The 19,318-nt window shown below is 35.8% G+C and carries 17 protein-coding genes and 1 pseudogene; 3 read left to right on the top strand and 15 right to left on the bottom strand.

Annotated features, from left to right (window positions below; all coding sequences use genetic code 11):
• Nucleotides 1-36: 36 nt before the first annotated feature.
• From TYM08_RS10470 to TYM08_RS10515, 10 genes are all read right to left on the bottom strand, one after another.
• Entirely contained in the window at nt 37-396 is a 360-nt protein-coding gene (locus TYM08_RS10470; RefSeq protein ID WP_422379092.1) for a hypothetical protein, read from the bottom strand.
• Between the two features lie 136 nt (nt 397-532).
• Nucleotides 533-907 carry an Imm41 family immunity protein gene (locus tag TYM08_RS10475; RefSeq protein ID WP_422379093.1) on the bottom strand — a complete coding sequence of 125 codons (375 nt, stop codon included), beginning with the start codon at nt 905-907 and terminating at the stop codon, nt 533-535.
• Nucleotides 908-1,447: 540 nt separating this feature from the next.
• Nucleotides 1,448-1,738, bottom strand: coding sequence for a DUF3144 domain-containing protein (locus TYM08_RS10480; RefSeq protein ID WP_422379094.1), 291 nt, complete (start codon nt 1,736-1,738; stop codon nt 1,448-1,450).
• A 123-nt stretch (nt 1,739-1,861) separates the two neighbouring features.
• Complete coding sequence (locus TYM08_RS10485; protein ID WP_422379095.1) at nt 1,862-2,275, bottom strand: DMP19 family protein; 414 nt, start codon at nt 2,273-2,275, stop codon at nt 1,862-1,864.
• Nucleotides 2,276-2,383: 108 nt separating this feature from the next.
• The gene (locus tag TYM08_RS10490) at nt 2,384-2,779 is read right to left on the bottom strand and encodes a hypothetical protein (protein ID WP_422379096.1); all 396 of its coding nucleotides are present in this window, start codon (nt 2,777-2,779) and stop codon (nt 2,384-2,386) included.
• A 115-nt stretch (nt 2,780-2,894) separates the two neighbouring features.
• Nucleotides 2,895-3,281: a hypothetical protein gene (locus tag TYM08_RS10495; protein WP_422379097.1), complete on the bottom strand. Its 387-nt coding sequence runs from the start codon at nt 3,279-3,281 to the stop codon at nt 2,895-2,897.
• A gap of 119 nt (nt 3,282-3,400) precedes the next feature.
• Nucleotides 3,401-3,766 (bottom strand): hypothetical protein, encoded by a 366-nt coding sequence (locus TYM08_RS10500; RefSeq protein ID WP_422379098.1) that lies wholly within the window; start codon nt 3,764-3,766, stop codon nt 3,401-3,403.
• A gap of 137 nt (nt 3,767-3,903) precedes the next feature.
• Nucleotides 3,904-4,269, bottom strand: a complete 366-nt coding sequence (locus TYM08_RS10505; RefSeq protein ID WP_422379099.1) for a VOC family protein — start codon at nt 4,267-4,269, stop codon at nt 3,904-3,906.
• 109 nt (nt 4,270-4,378) lie between these two features.
• A complete protein-coding gene (locus TYM08_RS10510; protein ID WP_422379100.1) occupies nt 4,379-5,320 on the bottom strand; it encodes an alpha/beta fold hydrolase in 942 nt (313 codons plus the stop codon).
• A gap of 145 nt (nt 5,321-5,465) precedes the next feature.
• Nucleotides 5,466-5,717 (bottom strand): hypothetical protein, encoded by a 252-nt coding sequence (locus tag TYM08_RS10515; protein ID WP_422379101.1) that lies wholly within the window; start codon nt 5,715-5,717, stop codon nt 5,466-5,468.
• Between the two features lie 423 nt (nt 5,718-6,140).
• Between TYM08_RS10515 and TYM08_RS10520 the strand changes: the two genes are divergently transcribed.
• The gene (locus TYM08_RS10520; protein WP_422379102.1) at nt 6,141-7,184 is read left to right on the top strand and encodes an integron integrase; all 1,044 of its coding nucleotides are present in this window, start codon (nt 6,141-6,143) and stop codon (nt 7,182-7,184) included.
• Here the strand turns inward: TYM08_RS10520 and TYM08_RS10525 are convergent.
• Nucleotides 7,177-7,353: pseudogene (locus TYM08_RS10525) on the bottom strand (alpha-ketoglutarate-dependent dioxygenase AlkB); the annotation flags it as partial. The gene TYM08_RS10520 and the pseudogene TYM08_RS10525 overlap by 8 nt on opposite strands.
• Nucleotides 7,354-8,204: 851 nt before the next feature.
• Between TYM08_RS10525 and TYM08_RS10530 the strand changes: the two are divergent.
• A complete protein-coding gene (locus TYM08_RS10530) occupies nt 8,205-9,989 on the top strand; it encodes a M61 family metallopeptidase (RefSeq protein WP_422379103.1) in 1,785 nt (594 codons plus the stop codon).
• Between the two features lie 61 nt (nt 9,990-10,050).
• On the opposite strand, the gene TYM08_RS10535 is transcribed toward TYM08_RS10530, so the two are convergent.
• Nucleotides 10,051-13,392: an endo-1,4-beta-xylanase gene (locus TYM08_RS10535; protein WP_422379104.1), complete on the bottom strand. Its 3,342-nt coding sequence runs from the start codon at nt 13,390-13,392 to the stop codon at nt 10,051-10,053.
• Between the two features lie 178 nt (nt 13,393-13,570).
• Complete coding sequence (locus TYM08_RS10540) at nt 13,571-14,251, bottom strand: RluA family pseudouridine synthase (protein ID WP_422379105.1); 681 nt, start codon at nt 14,249-14,251, stop codon at nt 13,571-13,573.
• Between the two features lie 82 nt (nt 14,252-14,333).
• Here TYM08_RS10540 and TYM08_RS10545 point away from each other — a divergent pair, with 82 nt between their 5' ends.
• Nucleotides 14,334-16,031, top strand: a complete 1,698-nt coding sequence (locus tag TYM08_RS10545) for a hybrid sensor histidine kinase/response regulator (protein WP_422379106.1) — start codon at nt 14,334-14,336, stop codon at nt 16,029-16,031.
• A gap of 1 nt (nt 16,032) precedes the next feature.
• Here the strand turns inward: TYM08_RS10545 and TYM08_RS10550 are convergent, their stop codons facing one another.
• Nucleotides 16,033-16,368: a Fis family transcriptional regulator gene (locus tag TYM08_RS10550; RefSeq protein ID WP_422379107.1), complete on the bottom strand. Its 336-nt coding sequence runs from the start codon at nt 16,366-16,368 to the stop codon at nt 16,033-16,035.
• A gap of 128 nt (nt 16,369-16,496) precedes the next feature.
• A complete protein-coding gene (locus TYM08_RS10555; RefSeq protein ID WP_422379108.1) occupies nt 16,497-19,265 on the bottom strand; it encodes a PKD domain-containing protein in 2,769 nt (922 codons plus the stop codon).
• Between the last annotated feature and the right edge of the window lie 53 nt (nt 19,266-19,318).

Below are 19,318 nucleotides of genomic sequence, written 5' to 3' on the forward strand. Positions count from 1 at the left end.
TGCGTCGGTTTTAATTAGCTTTGTTAGGTTTTTCAATTAGTATTCTTCACCTTCATCACCAATTAAGATTCCACCCAATTCATTAGCAACTATTTTTAATGAAGGTATATCTTCATCATCTGGGCTAGATATTGTGATTAATATTTCATCTTCGCGCTCGTTAAACTGATAAATAATTCCAGTTGTAGAGATTGCAGAATTAGGAGTTTGCATAATTATTATTTCATTTGTAAAAGGATTTATAGCTTCAACCTGGTGCTGAATTTTTAAATCACTATTTTCAGAAACAAAACTCAGCCATTTTTCTAAATTTAAATCTGCTTGAACTATATGTAAATCATATGCCATTGAATTACTCGCTACTAATAATATTATTAACTTGATGATGAACTTCACTAGAAACACCTAACGCTCTAATAAGCCGCGCAAAAACGCGGAGCTTTCATTGTGTATAATTCGCGAAGCGAAACACAATGAAAGCGGAGTGTTTTGCGTCGGTTTTGATTAGCTTTGTTATGTGCTACGTCCGAAGTTATAATAATGGGTTAATGATTTCAAAGCAGTCATTATCTGGCATATTACCAGAAAAGAAACCTTCTATGACACATTGAAACCGTTCACTAAAATTATGTAAATCAATATCTTTAATATTCTTTAATGAAAAATAATCATTCGGATTATAATGAGCTTGAATGCTCATCATAATAAAGCTAAATATTCGAGTGATTGGCCACGCAATTTCTCTTGAGATATTTTCCTTGATCTGAATTTTAGATAAATCATAAATATCTTTTTCTAACTCCCAATATTTATCAAGATTTACAACACATTTCTCATGCCAAATACTGGTAAATGAATTTTCATCGAATTCATCGCAATGCGGAAAGTTTTTTAAAATATTAATCATATTGATGAACCAAGTTTAGTACACATAACGCCCAAATAAACCGCGCAACAACGCGGAGCCTTCTTTGTGTATACTTCGCGAAGCGAAACACAAAGAAGGAGGAGTGTTTTGCGTCGGTTTTAATTTGCTTTGTTATATTTCGTATCGAATTTTAAAACCAACGCCTTTTCATTGCACGCAAGAATTCTCTAGTAATCGGGACACCTGAATGATCACCTATTACAGAATCGATAGCACAATTTGGACAAAGTGCAGTGTCATTGTCATCAACTCATTCTACGACATCTTTATATTCGAACTCTGCTAAGCAATGGAAACAACCACAAAGATTACTATTCTTTAAATCGTCACGATGATAAATAGATTTCTTACGAGCTAATTTAATTAAAAGTCTAAATCTAGCATTCATTTTATTGCCTAGAAATATAACGCTCTAATAAACCGCGCAACAACGCGGAGGCTTCTTTGTGTATACTTCGCGAAGCGAAACACAAAGAAGGCGGAGTGTTTTGCGTCGGTTTTAATTAATTTTGTTATACGCTACGCTGGTGGTTTCATGTAAGAATCGAAGTTTTCAATATAATCATCAAGATTTTCTTCAAGCATTTTTTTATATTGAGTTACAAAATATTCTAAAGTTTCTTCTTTATTTTTAGCCATTTCATCTGAATTGTTCCACCCAGAAGCGCTCACCCAAGCATTAAATCTGGCTGTCGCAAACATATTTGAAGAACTAACTTTTCCGAGCGTAACTTCATCATTTATTTGTTCATTCGAAAGTCGAATATGTTCGTCTGCGCGCTTGTAAAAATTTTCGTCAACTTCTTTCATAATATTACTCGTGCGTATAACGCCTTTATAAACCGCACAATATGCGGAGCTAACTTGGTGTAAAATTCGCGAAGCGCAATACCAAGTTAGCGGAGTATATTGCGTCGGTTTTAATAAACTTTGTTATGTTTTTAGTTGCACCCCAATTTTAGCGCAGTAGTTTGCAATCAATTTCCACCGATGGCTATAAACTTCGGTAAACTCTTCTCTCCAGTCAGGACATTTCATTAAATATTCATCAGTAGCTGTACACAAAAAATTTTCAATACTTTCTGGATTAAATGAAACACCCATTTCCTTAAAATGATTACGATAGTTTTCTAAAATATTTAAAGATACCGAATCTTCTGATAACTTTAGTAATTTAATTAAGTCTGGATAGTATTCCATAGTATAAGTGAAAAAATGATCCCATCCTTGCATATCAGCGATTGATTCTAAATAAGCAACTGAGTAGATTAATTTTTCATCGTGATCTAATGAATTTTCGTCTTCCAATCCTTTATCTAATATATCATCGACTTTTAGAATTCTCATAATTTCAGAAACATAACGCCGCAATAAGCGGTCAGATAAATGTTGGCTAAAATTGTTGTGAGGAACGAACAGCAGCCAACGTTTAGCTGTCCGTCTTAATTGCCTTTGTTAGGTTTTGGGCCACAATACTTTTGTTCCAGAATTGTTCGAGACTGGATCACCCCATTGAATTGAAATCTCGTTATTTAAAGTATCGATAAATAGGATTACTTTTGAATCCAAGCTACATGCCTCCAGATATAACCAAAGTTTCTTGCCACCATGTGAAGTAATAGTTGTTGGCTGTAAACTTTTAATGCTATTTGGCATATCTTCAATATTGAAAATGCTACTTGATTCATTTCTATAAAATAAACTTTTCCCATCTTCAATTAATTCAACAAGTTCTTCTTCATTTAAATTCTGTGCTTTAAAAACCGATTTTGAATTTTCATCACAATTATCGCAAGAAGAAAGAATAAGTAAGGTAATTAATAAAATTTTAAAATTGATATAAACTTTCACTCGAGAAACCTAACGCTCTAATAAGCCGCGCAAAAACGCGGAGCCTTCATTGTGTATAATTCGCGAAGCGAAACACAATGAAGGCGGAGTGTTTTGCGTCGGTTTTAATTAGTTGTTATGTGCGTAACTCGAATTCTTCAATAGCTTCTTGGTAATATTTACGAACCCAAGAATATTTAGTTGTTGAAATTCTATTCTTAAGTTCTTTCAATGCTCTCTTGGATGACATTATACAATAAAGTCCAGATACAGCATCTATATAATCCTCATTTACTTCATCATAAGTTTCGTCAATCCAATTAAGAATTCTATTTTCTTCATCACTTGTTATTGCGCCCGCATATGATTGGTATGTAATTACATCATAAAAAGCTTCGGCATAATCCGTATTCGAACCTTTAGCATTATTTTTAATAAGATCGAAGACCAATGAAATTCCATTAGATAAATCACGTTGAGAAGTCGATATTGGTAAATTTTTTAATTCTTCCAGTGATCTCATGATATGCACATAACGCAAAGCTCACCGGCAAATATTGCGGAGAGCGTTTTTGTGTAAAATGGAGCTACGCGACATACACAAAAACGAGCGTAGCAATGTTTGTCCGGTGCAGCGTATTGTTATGCGATTCTCTGCTTACTCGACAATACAAAATTTTGTATATTCTCAAAGGTAACATCGTCTGTTTGGAACTTCACATCAAAAACATTGCCGTTTCTCGTGACCAAATTAAGAGATGTTTTTGTTAAATTAATTTCCTTAATTTTCTGCCCACCATCATAACCTTCTCCATCGCACCACTCTACCAAAGTGTCGCATGGAGGGAACTCGTAATTAGCTGAAAAAACTATTCCCTTAATAGGAGGCGGCATTACCTTAGAGTAATCTAAATCAGGATCTGGGTACTCCTGAAAAGAAACCTGAATGATATCACCACCAAGTGCTTCATTATAAGTAACCTCTAGGGCTTCAAAAACTAAATGCATAGTAAGCTATCTAAACCTCTGGTAGCGCATAACGCCCGGCTCACCAGCGCCCAAGCCGGAGAGGTTTTTGTGGTAAAGTGAGCGCAGCGAAACCCACAAAAAGCGCGCAGGTTTGGGCGTCTGCGTGGAGCCGCTTGTTAGGCATTGCTCGTATAGAAACATATTTTATTACTGTCTAAATCTCTTATATAAGCGGAATGCATATTAGAACGTATCCTTGGTTCACCTTCACTAACGCCACCTAAATCAAGTGCTTTTTTATGTAATCGATTTACTTCATTAATTGAGTCAACATGGAAACCAAGCATAGTGCCATTTCCGTTTGATGCTGGTTTTTCATCGAACGGCTCGGCTATGGCAAACATAAACTCTTCGTTTCCCCATAGCGTCATTCGACCTTGATCGTGAATTTTATTTAATCCACACCCATCAAATAACTCATCATAAAACCCAACGGATTTTTCTTTATTATTTGTTCCAAATACAAAATAATTCATTTTCATTGTAAATACTCTAGATGCCTAACGCCTTGCTAAGCGGCGCAGAATAGTTGGCTAAAATGTGCAAGGAACGAAGCGCAGCCAACTGTTATGCGTCCGTTTGAGCAACTTGTTATAAACCGCCGTTATTAACACTTAAAAATGAAGCTATTGCATTATTAACTTCTTCGGCTTGTTCAATGTTCACCCAATGCGCGGCATCTTCAATACTGACAACTTTAGCATGAGGAATTAGTTTCGAAAGTTTTTCCGTATTAGAATAAGGGAAGCTAACGTCCTGCTTGCCCCAAATGAACATTGTTGGTTTACCAAGATTTCCTAATTTCTTCCAACCATCAGTGTAATCCAAAACGGGAGAATTCCTAAGAGTAGAGAGCGCCGAACGCATAAAACCTGGATAACTTGCAAAAGTGTCCCACTCTTCAACGACTTCGTGAAATTTTGATAAGTTGAATAGATACGCTTCTACTTTAGGTCTTAGAATTTGTTGACCAAAGTAATGAAATACCAATTCACCGATAATTGGTGTATCTAATAGTCGATTACGCCCATTCTCGTTAGGCCAGCCTGCTGGCCCCACCATAACGATACTTTCTACTTTTTCAGGGTGGTGATTAGCATAATCAGATACAATGACACACCCGAAAGAAGAGCCAACTAGATGAACTTTATCTGCCCCAACTTCGCTTATAACTGAAGCTAGTTGGCGTCGAAAAAGCCTAAGATCGTAGTTAACACGAGGACGATCGGAAAGCCCTCTCCCAAAAAGGTCATAAAGTACAACTCGATAACCAGCATTTACTAGCGAGTTAACATTGGGATTCCATGACTCTAAAAAACCGTTAAAGCTATGAACTAAAATAACTGTTTTGGTATTTCTCTCACCAAATATCTGGTATCGAGTAACACCTGCTTCTGAATTGATAAGTTCGTCACCAGCTGCCTTTCTAGCCGCAACTAGTGTGGTCATATCCTCATTATGATATTGATAAATCGTTACCAAACTAAATAAGGAAAGGGCAGAAATAAAATATAAGAAAACCTTCGATTTCAAGATGCACTCCATTGAGGTTTATAACGCCCAAATAAACCGCGCAAAAACGCGGAGCCTTCTTTGTGTATACTTCGCGAAGCGAAACACAAAGAAGGTGGAGTGTTTTGCGTCGGTTTTAATTTGCTTTGTTAGATGTAAGGAGCCACTAAATTTTACTTATTTGATGAGATTGTAAAAATAATGTTTGTCCACATTTTATTTCATCGTCAGTATCTTTTATTAAATCTACCCAAGCACGATCATTTTCATCAATAAAGTCGAAAACCAATTTTTGGCCAACAGCCTCTCTAATTTCTTTAGCATAATGCGGTTCTAAAAATTCAAGGCTTTCCTCATTAATACTTAATATTTCAACATAGTCACCTTCAACGATAACAACACTTTTTGAATCGATCATATTTATCCTAGATGACATCTAACAGCTATATCTACCGCAACTGACAAAAAAGGTCACTTGCAAGTTGATTTTTAAATTTATAAAGGCCAACTATACCTTTGAATGCGCTAGAGGTCTATATATGGGGTTCATCGACTGTATAACCAAATGACAATGTCCCAATTACAAAAGCAAACACGGCTTCATTGTTTTCAGTGCAGGTTGATTTGGTTAAACACAGCAAAGTCTAAATTGCTTTAACCCTTATAAATACTGGTTTACATAATGTTACGCAGGTTGATTTAGTTTTCCACTGCATGGCGTTAAATTTACAAAAATGGTTATAAAAAATTCATATTTTACAAAAATATACAAAGTATTTTCAGAAGATTTTCAATACCTGTATATACTGTATATATATACAGTTATGTTGGTTTGTTTATTATGAAATCGTATGATTTAGAAAGTAATGATGTGATTGCCAAGGTAATCCCCAAAAATCCAGTCAGGCTGATGGATCAATTTCGCTATTATATACGAGCAAAAAATTACGCTTTAAAAACTGAAAAGACATACTGTTATTGGGTGCTCACATTTATTCGTTTTCATGAAATGAAACACCCAAAAGGCATGGATGCCGATGAAATTGATTTATTTCTATCTCATTTAGCGGTGGATTGTCATGTGGGTATTAATACTCAAAAAACAGCTTTGAATGCACTTGTTTTTTTCTTTACGAAATTTTTACAAAAAGAAATTAGAAAATTAGCATTTCGATACAGTAAAGTGCCAAGGCGCATTCCTACTGTTTTTTCTCATAATGAAGCAACTAATATTATTAACGTACTTAAAGGAGATAAGCAACTAGCAATACAACTAATGTATGGTTCAGGACTTAGGGTCATGGAGGTATGTAAGTTACGAGTGATGGATATCGATTTTGAAAATAATTACATTATCGTTCGTACTTCAAAAGGGAATAAATGGAGAAAGTGTTTACTTCCTGAAAACATAATTGTGCAGTTGCAAGATAGAATTGATCGTACAAAAAAAATGCATCAACAAGATTTAAAAAATGGTTATGGCTCTGTTCAACTGCCTAATTCTCTAAATAAAAAATACCCATCAGCGCCAACACAATTTAAGTGGCAATATTTATTTCCATCCAAAAAACTATCAGGTAATACAACAACAGGTGAAATTCAACGTTTTCATATGCACGAAAGTCAGTTACAAAGATCCGTTGCCCAAGCAATTATTCAGTGTGATATTAATAAAAAAGCAAGTTGTCATACTTTTCGCCATAGCTTTGCTACACGGCTTTTAGAAAATGGCACGGACATTCGTAATATTCAAGAGTTAATGGGGCATTCGGATTTATCAACAACTGAAATTTATACTCATGTAGTCGGGGTCAAAGACCGTTCTATTGTGAGTCCAATTGATTTGCAGGATACCTATGACAGTTTAAAAAAAGCGCTTATCTAACAGGATCAATAGTCGTTTTCCGTCCATCCGTAATCGTTCTAAACGTCAAATTAATTCGAGGCAGCTTACTCTTTAAATTAATAGGCAAGCTATGTAGCCAATATATTTGAGTCTCACCTTGCATCATCAGCAAGCTACCAGCTTCTAATTCGATAGAGCAGGAGTTTTTTTGTTTTTTGTTTTTTGTTTGATTGGAAAACTAGACAGACATTTTTAGAAATTTTTGCAGAGTTTGTATGATTGTTTTTGATTGAAACCGCTGGGTGATATTTTTCGTATTGATTTGGATAGTTTTTTGGAATGATTTAGATAGTTTTTTCGTAATGAATCACGAACCTACAGATATGGATACTAGACAAGCATTTTAGAAATTTTTGCAGAGTTTGTATGATTGTTTTTGATTGAAACCGCTGGGTGATATTTTTCGTATTGATTTGGATAGTTTTTTGGAATGATTTAGATAGTTTTTTCGTAATGAATCACGAACCTACAGATATGGATACTAGACAAGCATTTTAGAAATTTTTGCAGAGTTTGTAAGATTGTTTTTGATTGAAACCGATGGGGATATTTTTCGTATTGATTTGGATTGTTTTTTTCCGAATAAATCCGGAACCTACAGGTGCGATTAATTTCTGCATCGAGATCGTCTTTTGGAAGGTATTTTTTGAAATGATGTGGATTGTTTTTTCCGAACGATTGCATGCTCTTCGGCTTTGGCATCCCTGCGTCGCTCTACCACCTAAGTCGATTTAGGCGCGCACAATTCTAATTAGTCACATCCCTGTGACGATAATTCCGGAACCTACAGTTGAGATTAATTCTTTCTTCGAGGACAAACTTTGGATGATTTTTTTGGAGTGAATCACGTACCTTGTTTCTACCATATGGGAATATTCTGTGCTGTTGATTATGTGGGTATTTTCAATCGAATTGATACTTAACTCCTTTGATAAACAGACATCACCCAAAACTTGATGTATGATTTTATTTTTTCATTAATATTAAATAAGGGACAGCATGTCAGTTGAATCTTTGCATTATCAAATTAAAGTTAAAGACACGCACGCACATTTATTTGAGGTTTCTTTAACGTTTACGCCCATTAGCGACACAACGGTTTTATCATTGCCTTCATGGATTCCAGGTAGTTATTTAATTCGCGATTTTGCTAAAAATATCATCCAAATTCAAATTACCGATTCAAATCAAAGCGCTGTTCCATTGATTCAGCTGGATAAAAATCATTGGCAGTTTGAATCCACACAAACTGTGACTGTTTGCTACCAAGTTTATGCGTTTGATCTGTCTGTTCGTTCGGCTTATTTAGATCAAAATCAAGGTTTTTTTAACGGCACGAGTGTGTTTTTATGCCCCCAAGGTTTAGAGCATTATTGTTGTGAATTAAATGTTATTGAAAATCCTCACACCCCCACTTGGAAAGTGGCCACAAGCTTAAAAACTGAACACCTGTATCAATTTGGTTTGTATCAAGCCCAAAATTACGACGAATTCATTGATCACCCTTTTATTTTAGGCGACTTTGATTTACACAGTTTTTATGTAGGGGATGTTCAGCACGATGTGGTGTTAATGGGCAAACATTATTGCGATATGGCACGTTTATGTGATGATCTTCAAGCAATATGCCAAACCCAAATTGGCTTTTTTAATGACGATGCGCCATTTACAAACAAACGCTATGTGTTTATGACCTTGGTAACCCAAAGCGGTTATGGCGGTTTAGAACATAGAGACTCTACTGTTTTAATGTGTCCTCGAAATGATCTACCTCGTATTGGTGAAGACAAACAAACAATCAGCGATGAATACTTAAATTATTTAACGCTATGCTCCCATGAGTATTTTCATAACTGGAATGTGAAACGTATTAAACCCAAAGCCTTTGCGCCTTATCAATTAGACAAAGAAAGCTACACCACACAGCTTTGGGCCTTTGAAGGTTTCACCAGTTATTATGAAGCGTTAATGGTTGCGCGCGCAGGTTTAATTGACTCTCAACGGTTCATCAAGTATTTAGCGCAAACCTTAACTCGAGTATTTCGAACTCAAGGCCGCTTCAGTCAATCATTAAGCGACTCAAGTTTTAATGCTTGGACTAAGTTTTATCAGCAGGACGCTAATGCCAATAACGCCATCGTCAGTTATTACACAAAAGGGGCCTACATCGCGCTAGCGTTAGATTTAATTTTGCGTGAAAATCAATCCAGTTTAGATGCGTTAATGCAACTTTTATGGGACAAATACAAAGACGGCTCAGGTGTGCCAGAGGGTGAAATTGAATTATTAGCTGGGCAACTTGCGGGTATTGATTTAACCAACTTTTTTGATCAAGCGTTAAATGGGACACAGGATATCGATTTATTTCCATTGCTTGCACAAATGGGAGTTAAATTTGGATTAGGGAACGTATCTAGCTTATCAAAACTCGGCGGTCATAAAGCCAATTTAGATGGTAACGAGAAAGCATTTATTGGTGCAAGATTAGCCCCCCACCCTTGGGGCGCAAAAGTTGTATTTGTTGAAAACAATGGCGCCGCTTATAAAGCAGGTCTTGCAAGTGGCGATATTATTATTGCCTTGGACAATTTAAAAGTTTCTGATAAAACCATTGAAAAAGAATTAAGTAAATTCCCCCTTGGCACTAAAGTGAGTATTCACGCCTTTAGAGACAGTGAATTATTTGAAATGCAATTGCCCACCATAACCAGTACCAACCATACCGTTTGGTTAGATGTGCTCAATCAAGATTTGTTAGATAAGTGGGTTTTGACTTCTAATTAACCCAAGCAAAAAAAAGCCCTCACAATTTAAATTGTGAGGGCTTTTTTACATCTGTTTTTATCTATGGCGCTACTGCACGACCTGTTGATGGACTTAATACACCTGGGCACAACCCTTTAGCTTCCATGTTAGCTGAAATTTGAGCCAATGCGGCATTGGTATTCCAACCACCATTATCATGCATCAAAATCGAATCGCCATTTTGCATTTGATTGATCACTTCGGCAATTTGCGCAGAACTTGCCCCGTCCCAATCTGCTGAATCTGCATCCCAATTCATAGTGATCATACCAAGTGAAGTTGCAGCACTTCTGACATTATCATTGGCTTCGCCATAAGGCGGTCTAAAAATAGTTGGCCTTGGTGCGCCCACATTTTGAATAATATCACTGGTACGAGTCAATTCACTTAAAATGTCGTTATAGCTTAAATCCGTTAAATGCGGATGGGTGTAACTGTGGTTTTGCATGACTCCCACACTTAATAATGTAGGCGCCATATTTTGATTGTTTGCTAAATACTGCCCTTGAATAAACCAAGTAACGGGGGCCAGATCATGTTGATTAATTAAATCCACTAACGTTGATGTATTGCCTGTTGGGCCATCATCAAAAGTTAAAGCGATGTAACCGGCATCACATGAACGGGTACTGACTGTGTTGATGTTGGCATTGGCATTGGTGTTGGTGTTGGAAGCACCGGGATTATTCAATATCAACACTTCTTCTACACCAAAAAATGCAGGTTTTTTCTGAAGATTGTCGTTATACAATAATGGCCAATCAGGTAAGTTTGCATCGCCATTATTTTCATAATACCAGCTATCTACATCTGCAATACCCCAAATTGTAATGCCGCCTCGACGCGCCTCTGGAACCACATCGTAATAAGCTTGAATGATATCGATGTAGGTTTGTTTTTGCGTTTCAAGACCAGTACAACTATTTAAACAATCATTACGACCATTAAAATCATTGCTTGTATTATTATCATATGGATTATTAATTCTCACATCCATTTCGGTAATTTTAATCAATAGATCATCATCTAAATCCACAATTTTTTGCATTGATGTACGAATATTTGCAATGGATGGGAATCCATTAATAACGTGCATTTGAAAACCCACGCCATCAATAGGTACACCTTGATTTACAAGTTCTGAAATTAATCCAACTAATGCTGTAGTTTTTGATCCATTTTGTTCAGTATTGAAATCATTGTAATACAATATGGCATTGCCATCGGCTGCTTTGGCTGCTCTAAATGCTTCACCTATGTAGCTTTGATTACCGTATTGCTCATAGAAAACTGAATTGCGATACCCAGTACCATTGTCTCCACCCCCACTGTCTGCACCATCATATAACGCTTCATTTACGACATCCCAGCTATATACTTTACCTGCAAAATGCGTGGCGGTATTTGTAATTTGATTCAAGTATTGCTGTTTGAAATTATTACCTGGGTTGGTCGCCCAACTTGGTAGTTGATAATCTGGATGCCAAACTAAAGCATGCCCGTGTACCGTTAAATCGTTATCTAACGCCCAATTTACAAGTGCATCAGCATTAGCAAAGCTGTTTTCTAAATAGCTCATTTTCATAATATTTTCAGCGGTAATTTGCGTAAAATCACTTTTCACAATATTTTGACGTGGGGTATTGGTTAAAATATCCACTCCACTAGTGCCTGTTCCGTCTGGAACAGCAATACCTAAAGGAAATGGCACCAAGGCAGAAAGACCATTACCGTCAAACTCAGGTATAGGGGGCTCAATCACTAACACTTCACCATTTTGCGAATAGATAACAAACCCACTGATAGTGGCGTTATCTATAATTGATTCCAACTCAATGGTTAAGCTATTGTCATTAACGCTCACAACATTAGAGCTGAGCGAGTACATCGTATCGTGACCTACTGTATTGTATAAATCTATCTGAGAAACCACTGATGTATTTTCAACATTCACATTAAATGAACGCAGGTTCGAGTCTTCTTGATACATTTCAACAAAAAATAATTCCACCTGATATTGATCATTTGAAACGGGAATTTCATAACGATACGACCCATAACGTTCAGTTTGCAACATGGCAAATTCTTGGGCGCCAGCTATATCATCTGTAGTTGAATTGACTGTACCACCGGTAGAGTATTGATCCGCCTCAAAGGTAATGGAGTCATAGATGACTGAAGTATTTGAACCCGAATTAATCGCTTTTAATACAGGCAATGTATTTGCGATGGGATCTGTAACGTTGATTATTTTTTCAAACGCATCGGATGATTTGCCTTCATTATCTACCACAATTAATTCAATCGTATAGGTACCAGCCATTGTAAATTCATGACTAAACTGCTCCATTGTATTATCCGATACGCCATTGATACTCCATAGATATTGATCAATTTGTCCATCTTGATCACTTGAAAGCATGGCATCGAAATCCACTGTAAGCGGCGCAATCCCAGATAACACTGATGCACTAAATATTGCACTTGGTTCTTGATTTTCATTTACGCTTTGAGTTACCGTCACTTGGACAACATCTGTGGTAGTGCCGCTTACTGGGTTACTTGCAGAAAATTCAACATCGTAAATGCCGGCTGTTGCAAATGTATAAACTGCCGTTAATTGATCAAAATTTTCACCTTCAATCGTCCATTGATACGTTAATACACCATCGTAAGGATCACTAGCGGTTGCAGAAAATTGCGCTTGTTGGTTTTGCTCGATTGTAAAATCATCGCCGGCATAAACAATCGGTTGTGTACGTGGTTCAACTTTGACTGAAATGGCAACTGTATCTGACTCGCCTTCTAGATCTTTTACGGTCAACTCAACAGGGTATTCGCCAGCTTCAGTAAAAGTATACTCTAAAGTTGAACCGTTAAATGACTCACTGCCGATCATCCAAAGAAAACTGGTTACTTGTTTATCATCGTTAGATAAACTGCCATTAAGCATCACTGGCTGATTCACAAACACCACTTGATTTTGTCCCGCATTGGCTGTTGGAGCTAAATTTGTACTCCCTTGGCCAGCGCTGACATTGATAGTGGATGTTTGAATATCAGTCACCCCATTTGTATCCGTTACTGTTAATGTAATGGTGTATTCACCACTTGTATCAAACTTGTAATCTAATTCACTTAGATCAGAGACAAACTCCCCATTAACCGTCCAGGAATACAACACAATACCAGTATCATCAAATGAAGAGGTACCATCTAAATTCACAGTTAATGGCGCTGTACCAGCTAAAGTATCCGCTTTAATAATGGCTAAAGGTGGCTGGTTTTGTTGGTTATTTTGATCCGTTGGATTGTTATCAAAGGCTGTAGTGCAGCTTGAAGCGAATATTGTTGCTGATACTAATGTATATATTTTGTTCATATTGTTCTCATTTATTTCACATTATGTAAACTATACATAGGCGAAACATTATTAACAATGAAAGCGCATACAAAACAAAATACAACATTGCAAAATGTGAATCATGCACGTTTTTTAAGACCATTTAAAGGACAAGAAAATTGAAGTCCTAAGCACTTTTGGCAATGTTTTTCAGTAATTAAAACAATGATTCACTCAAAAATGTCATTCTTTGAGACTTAGTTGGATGGGCAAACTCTAGACTATACGCATTGAGCATTAATCGATTGGCTGATTGTTGGCATAATTCATCGCCGTATAAATCATCACCTAAAATACTATGACCAAAAGCTTGGCTGTGAATGCGTAATTGATGGGTTCTGCCAGTTTTGGGAGTAAATATCACCTTGGTGGAATTGGGAAAATCCGAAGAAGCATCATTTCGACCAACCACCTTATAATGGCTCTCGCTGTATTTACCCTGCAATTCGCACACAACATGTCGTGGAAATTCTCCCTTTTTAAGGGAAAACGTTAACACACCCTCTTCATTTACAACGGATCCCATCAATACTGCTTGGTAGGTTTTTTTAATGCTGCGTAATTCAAATTGGCGATTAATATGGGCAATTGCAGGTTTATTTAAAGCGATAATCATCACACCCGATGTGCCTAAATCTAATCGATGACACATTAATGCATTTGGGAAATCTTGCACAATTCGATGATGCACTGAATCCTTATTTAATGGATGTTTACCTGAAAGACTTAATAACCCTGAAGGTTTATCAATCACGACAATATCATCATCTTGATACAAAATTTCGATCGATTCTAAACACTTGGGTGCGACAAAATCATCTGCTGGGTTACTTTTCATAATAGAGAAACACTTCTTTACAAGTTTATGGGGTGTTTAATTAATGTCTGACTAAACTTAATATATCAAACTGGGATTTTTAATGATTAGGCTAAGCCAACTGCTTCAAATAGGCACACATAACGACGATATCGCTCTTAATTTCGCGAATCGAATGTTTAATATTTCTGCTCTGATATTAGGTTCAGCTTGCGCATTTTATGCTGTCATTTTTTTAATACTCGGCAATCACTATTTAGGTCTTTATGTCGGAGCGAATGCTTTAGTATACGCAATTTGCCTCACCCTTTCGTTTAATAAATTTTTTACTTTTGCTCGCCTATTAATGATCCATTGTTTCAACAGTGGTGCAGCGGTAATGGTGTTAGTGATAGGTTATGACAGTGGTTTAATCTATCTTTTCTTTTTTATCATTTCAGCAAGTAGTTTTTTTATCGTACACAAAGAAGTGAAACTTCGTGTGTATTGTATATTATTACCCCTGCTCATTTTATTTGCATTAACGTTCATCAAAGACATTTACACCCCCATTGTTGAAATACCTAAAGCATTATCCCTTGCTTTTATTGTCACGATTTTCTCATTTTTTGTCTGTACTGAATTTTGGCAGTTTATCTTTCATAATCGACACATCCATCAATTACGCATTGCCAGAGAAGAAGCCGAAAAACTTACAAAAGTGAAAACTGAATTTTTATCAACCATGAGCCATGAGATTCAAACCCCAATAAATGCTATTGTGTCGATGGGTAATTTTTTAAATGATGAATCACTATCAAAAAAAGAGCGAAACAATTTTACAGAAACTTTAAATCAAAACTGCCAAACCTTAATGTCGATTGTTGACAACATCATGGACTACAGCCAACTTGAAGATCCCCATGGATTGTCAATGTATATTGCAAAAAACAATCTAAACGACACATCAAAAAAGTTAGATAATGAATTCAAATTAAAATGTTCAGCTAAAGAATTAAAGTGGACACTATCAATCGATAGCACTCTTGAAAATAACCATTGCTATTACGATGAAAAAAGAATCTACCAAATACTGTCACACATAATCGATAACGCAGTTAAGTTCACATCAAAAGGGGCCGTCACCTGTAACATAGAACAACTTAGCATGGATACCACAACCATGACCGTGCGTTTTACCATCACAGACACAGGAATTGGCATAGATCGTGAAAAAATAATCGCCATCGACACCCCATTTAACCAAGGTGATAATTCCTTAAAACGTGAATTTTCTGGCCTAGGTTTAGGGCTGGCCCTTAGCAATAAAATTCTCAAAAATTTAAACAGCGAATTGGTTATCGAAAAAAGTGACGCCTCTGGCAGCAAAATTTCTTTCACATTAGTGCTCGATACTAGCGAACAACCCTTTAATATGAAAAGTTTAAATTTAATGGGTAAAAGAGGATTACTAGTTGAAGACAATCCCATTAACATTCAAATCACACGATTACTATTATCAAAATGGAATATGGACATCGACATTGCCACTGATGGATTACAGGCGATCAATTTATTAAAAGAGCGACCACTTAGCTATCACATAATTTTTATGGATTTGCACATGCCTGTTATGGACGGATTGGAAGCAACTCAACGCATTCGCGAATCAAATTTATTTGAAGGGCCGATACTTGCGATAACAGCAGAATCACAAAACAAAATACTTAATGGATTAAAAGAAAAAGGTTTTACCGATTTTATTACAAAACCGGTATCGCCTAAAATATTCGCTGCAAAATTATTACAATATTTAAAATAATTCAAGCCAGCCTTTTTGCCCAGTTTCCATTATGTTCACGTATACATTTTTCTTGTGTGTCAAAAAATATATGCTTATTAGTTATTTCAATATCTATATTTTTAAATTGTTTTTGAATATATCGCCCAAATGATACGCCATTATTTATGATTAAATAATCATTTAAATGTTCAATCGAATCAAATACACAGATAATTTTCAAACTTTTTGGAAAATGAGAAAAATTAACGCTATGGGTTAACCATATAAATCCATTTATTTCTTCTAAGGCAACCTCACAAATTTGTGTTAACGCTTTTATAATTTGATTGTCTATTTTTTTATCTATTTTACGCATTTTAAGATCCAAAAAAAAATGGCCTTTGACTTTACATCATAGGCCATTTTATTTTAATTTAATTCACTTTATCTAACTATAAATCTAACCTGCTAACCTGCTAACCTGAACCTGCTAACCATAGTGATTTATTGTATCGCTTTAATTTTAACAACGTGTTTCAACGTTTTTGTATATTCTTGATTTTGAGAAGTGATGACTAGTTTTACTTCATATAACCCATCATTAGTATAAACATGGTCAATCTGACTCAGCTCGATTCCATCATAGCTCGTGCCATCTCCAAGCTCCCATGTATAATTTAATGGCATTGCATTTAATGCAATGCCATTAAATGCAGCACTCGCAGTTATACTGACTTGATTACTATTTACTACAGCCTCCATACTCGCGATAATTTTGTCAATATGTTCAACCTCTACTTCAAAAGAATCCGTTATTTGTTCTCCTGTCATTAATGCAGCATTCACACTTATTTGATATGTTCCACCGACTACATATTCATGTTGATAGTAAGAACCGTATGCTTGATCTAAATCGGTGATATATTGAGTTGAGTCACCAAAATTCCATTCATACTGATATGCGAAATCCACATTAGGGGCCGGCAGTGTGCTTGGCATATCCGTGTCTTGGTTTTGTATCAATTCAGGCTGTTCGTTGTTAATTTTAATTTTGTGTGCCAAGGCTGAAAATTGCACATATTCATTTAAAAAATAATACTGGCTTCTTAATATAATCGTTGAAGAACCAGTGAGCGCCTGAGTATTCAGCTGAGCACTGACTTGATTATGATTATCAGTTTTTAACGTAATTAAATATTCCCCATGCTCTTCAAAATTATGAGTGACAACAGCTTGTGAAGTTTCATACTCTTGTGAATCACCAAAGCGCCAATGATAATTTAAACCCACACAACCTGAAGAAGTGCCACTTGCATCAAATCGATATTCAAATTCATTTAATTGAGTAATTGAAAACGTTGGGTAAGTCGTTTGAACACATTGATCATTATTTACAATAATGGTTTGACGATCCATTCCCCAAGGTGTTTGTAACAGAACATCATATTCACCTGGACTTTGATAGGTATGAATGATTGTAGATTCTTCGCTTTCAATAACCGTGCCGTCACCTAAATCCCAAACGTTTATTTCATTTCCATAACAATCAGAACGCTGAGTATTTGAAGTTAACTTAACGGTTAATCCTTCAATGTCAACATTTATAATTCGGGCATCTTCCAGTGGCGCAATAGACGCATATGAACAATAATCATACTTCACTTCATATTGAATTGAAGATGACCATATAAAATAATTCGGCCCTAATATTTCTACTGTAATAATGTAAATTCCATTTTCAGAAAAGGTAATATCAAATTCTGACTGCGTACTTGATTGTCCATCACTTGAATGCCATTGATAACTTAATTGCTCTGGAGTAAATGCATTTTGCTCAACTGAAAATTGAACCCTATCCGCATTTTGAATGATCGGATTTTGTTGTAATGTAAATGAATCACAATTTGGCAATAACACAATATTTTGAACGATTTCTTCATTTGACGCAGGTACAACTACATCAACACAACTGCCCACATCCTCTATGGTAATTACTTTTGAATAACTGGCTATTGGATTATGTGCATGATCACTTAATGTCACTTCATATTCACCATTATGTTGATATTGATGACTGATATACGCGTAATCCGTTGTACTGGTTGTTCCATCACCAAAATCCCAATAAAAATTATTTAATTCATTGTGTGTACTACAATCATAATTGTAGCTGGAAGATGCGTCAAAATTCACTGTACTTTTTTCACTATACATCTCTTCAAATTCCACATGTACATCATAAACAGTTATGCAATTTAAGTCTGTGTCCGAATGTGAAACTACGATTGTAATCGCATTTGAAATTTTCGCTTGACCCAAAGTGACAGTTAACGTGAGAGTGTAAAAGCCAAATTCTGGATAAACATATATGATTTCTGAACCTTTTGCGCTTTGGCCATTGCCAAAATCCCAATGATACTCAGTTGCAAATTCTGCACATTCAGGTAATAACATCGCCTTAAGTTCCGCTTCTTTACCCAGTATGTTGTTATGGATAAACATAGCCTCATCACAATCTTGCACTGACTTATAGTCAATATGTTCAATGTATTTAACTTCACGACCTTCATTAATAATTGTTAATTCCACGGTTTGTGGTCCAGAAAATTCATATGTATGTGAGATAATCGGTGTATTCGATTTTACAATCACTCCGTCACCAAAATCCCAGCTGTATTGCTCCACTGCTATAAACTGACAACCTTCGAAAAAATAACTTTCTGAAGCGTCAAATAACAACGCATCCTCAGTAATGGTGGTTTTAAATATTGCTTGCGATGCTAGGGCAATACACACATCGGTATCCGTTTGGGTTTCACAATTGCTTTGATTCAATGAAATATCTGCACATGCATTTTGTTCTGAAATGATAATTGTTTGAGTTACTTTTAAATCAGCTGACAGATTTAACGTAACTTCATACTCTCCCACACTTTGGTATTGATGTGTGATCAATGGAGAATTGGTTTCAACTATAGTGCCATCACCAAAATTCCATTTATACAAGCCTATTTCAAGGGTGTCATTACAACCTGTTACATAACTTGATGTCGCATCAAAATTAGCAGTTTTATTATGTATTTCACTTTCAAAACTCAAACTGGATGCTAATGCAACACATGTAATTGGATCATCATCAGTTTTGGTATTGGTATTGGTATTGGTATTGGTCAAAGTTTCAGTGTCATCATTTAATACATTTTTAAACTGATCTAAACAACTACTGAGTAATAAACAGGACAGTAAACTTAAAATTAGTGGGGTGATTTTCATATCAATGCCTTTTTAATATATATCTAAACAGAAGGTTGATATTGTAAATGGAT

It is taken from the genome of Marinicellulosiphila megalodicopiae (assembly GCF_045862395.1).
In the GTDB taxonomy this organism is placed as follows: domain Bacteria; phylum Pseudomonadota; class Gammaproteobacteria; order Pseudomonadales; family Natronospirillaceae; genus Marinicellulosiphila; species Marinicellulosiphila megalodicopiae.

Excerpts from the sequence above, each read along its gene's own strand:
- TYM08_RS10475 (WP_422379093.1), bottom strand. The coding sequence starts at position 907 with ATGATTAATATTTTAAAAAACTTTCCGCATTGCGATGAATTCGATGAA.
- TYM08_RS10480 (WP_422379094.1), bottom strand. The coding sequence starts at position 1,738 with ATGAAAGAAGTTGACGAAAATTTTTACAAGCGCGCAGACGAACATATT.
- TYM08_RS10485 (WP_422379095.1), bottom strand. The coding sequence starts at position 2,275 with ATGAGAATTCTAAAAGTCGATGATATATTAGATAAAGGATTGGAAGAC.
- TYM08_RS10495 (WP_422379097.1), bottom strand. The coding sequence starts at position 3,281 with ATGAGATCACTGGAAGAATTAAAAAATTTACCAATATCGACTTCTCAA.
- TYM08_RS10500 (WP_422379098.1), bottom strand. The coding sequence starts at position 3,766 with ATGCATTTAGTTTTTGAAGCCCTAGAGGTTACTTATAATGAAGCACTT.
- TYM08_RS10505 (WP_422379099.1), bottom strand. The coding sequence starts at position 4,269 with ATGAAAATGAATTATTTTGTATTTGGAACAAATAATAAAGAAAAATCC.
- TYM08_RS10515 (WP_422379101.1), bottom strand. The coding sequence starts at position 5,717 with ATGATCGATTCAAAAAGTGTTGTTATCGTTGAAGGTGACTATGTTGAA.
- TYM08_RS10520 (WP_422379102.1), top strand. The coding sequence starts at position 6,141 with ATGAAATCGTATGATTTAGAAAGTAATGATGTGATTGCCAAGGTAATC.
- TYM08_RS10530 (WP_422379103.1), top strand. The coding sequence starts at position 8,205 with ATGTCAGTTGAATCTTTGCATTATCAAATTAAAGTTAAAGACACGCAC.
- TYM08_RS10535 (WP_422379104.1), bottom strand. The coding sequence starts at position 13,392 with ATGAACAAAATATATACATTAGTATCAGCAACAATATTCGCTTCAAGC.
- TYM08_RS10540 (WP_422379105.1), bottom strand. The coding sequence starts at position 14,251 with ATGAAAAGTAACCCAGCAGATGATTTTGTCGCACCCAAGTGTTTAGAA.
- TYM08_RS10545 (WP_422379106.1), top strand. The coding sequence starts at position 14,334 with ATGATTAGGCTAAGCCAACTGCTTCAAATAGGCACACATAACGACGAT.
- TYM08_RS10550 (WP_422379107.1), bottom strand. The coding sequence starts at position 16,368 with ATGCGTAAAATAGATAAAAAAATAGACAATCAAATTATAAAAGCGTTA.
- TYM08_RS10555 (WP_422379108.1), bottom strand. The coding sequence starts at position 19,265 with ATGAAAATCACCCCACTAATTTTAAGTTTACTGTCCTGTTTATTACTC.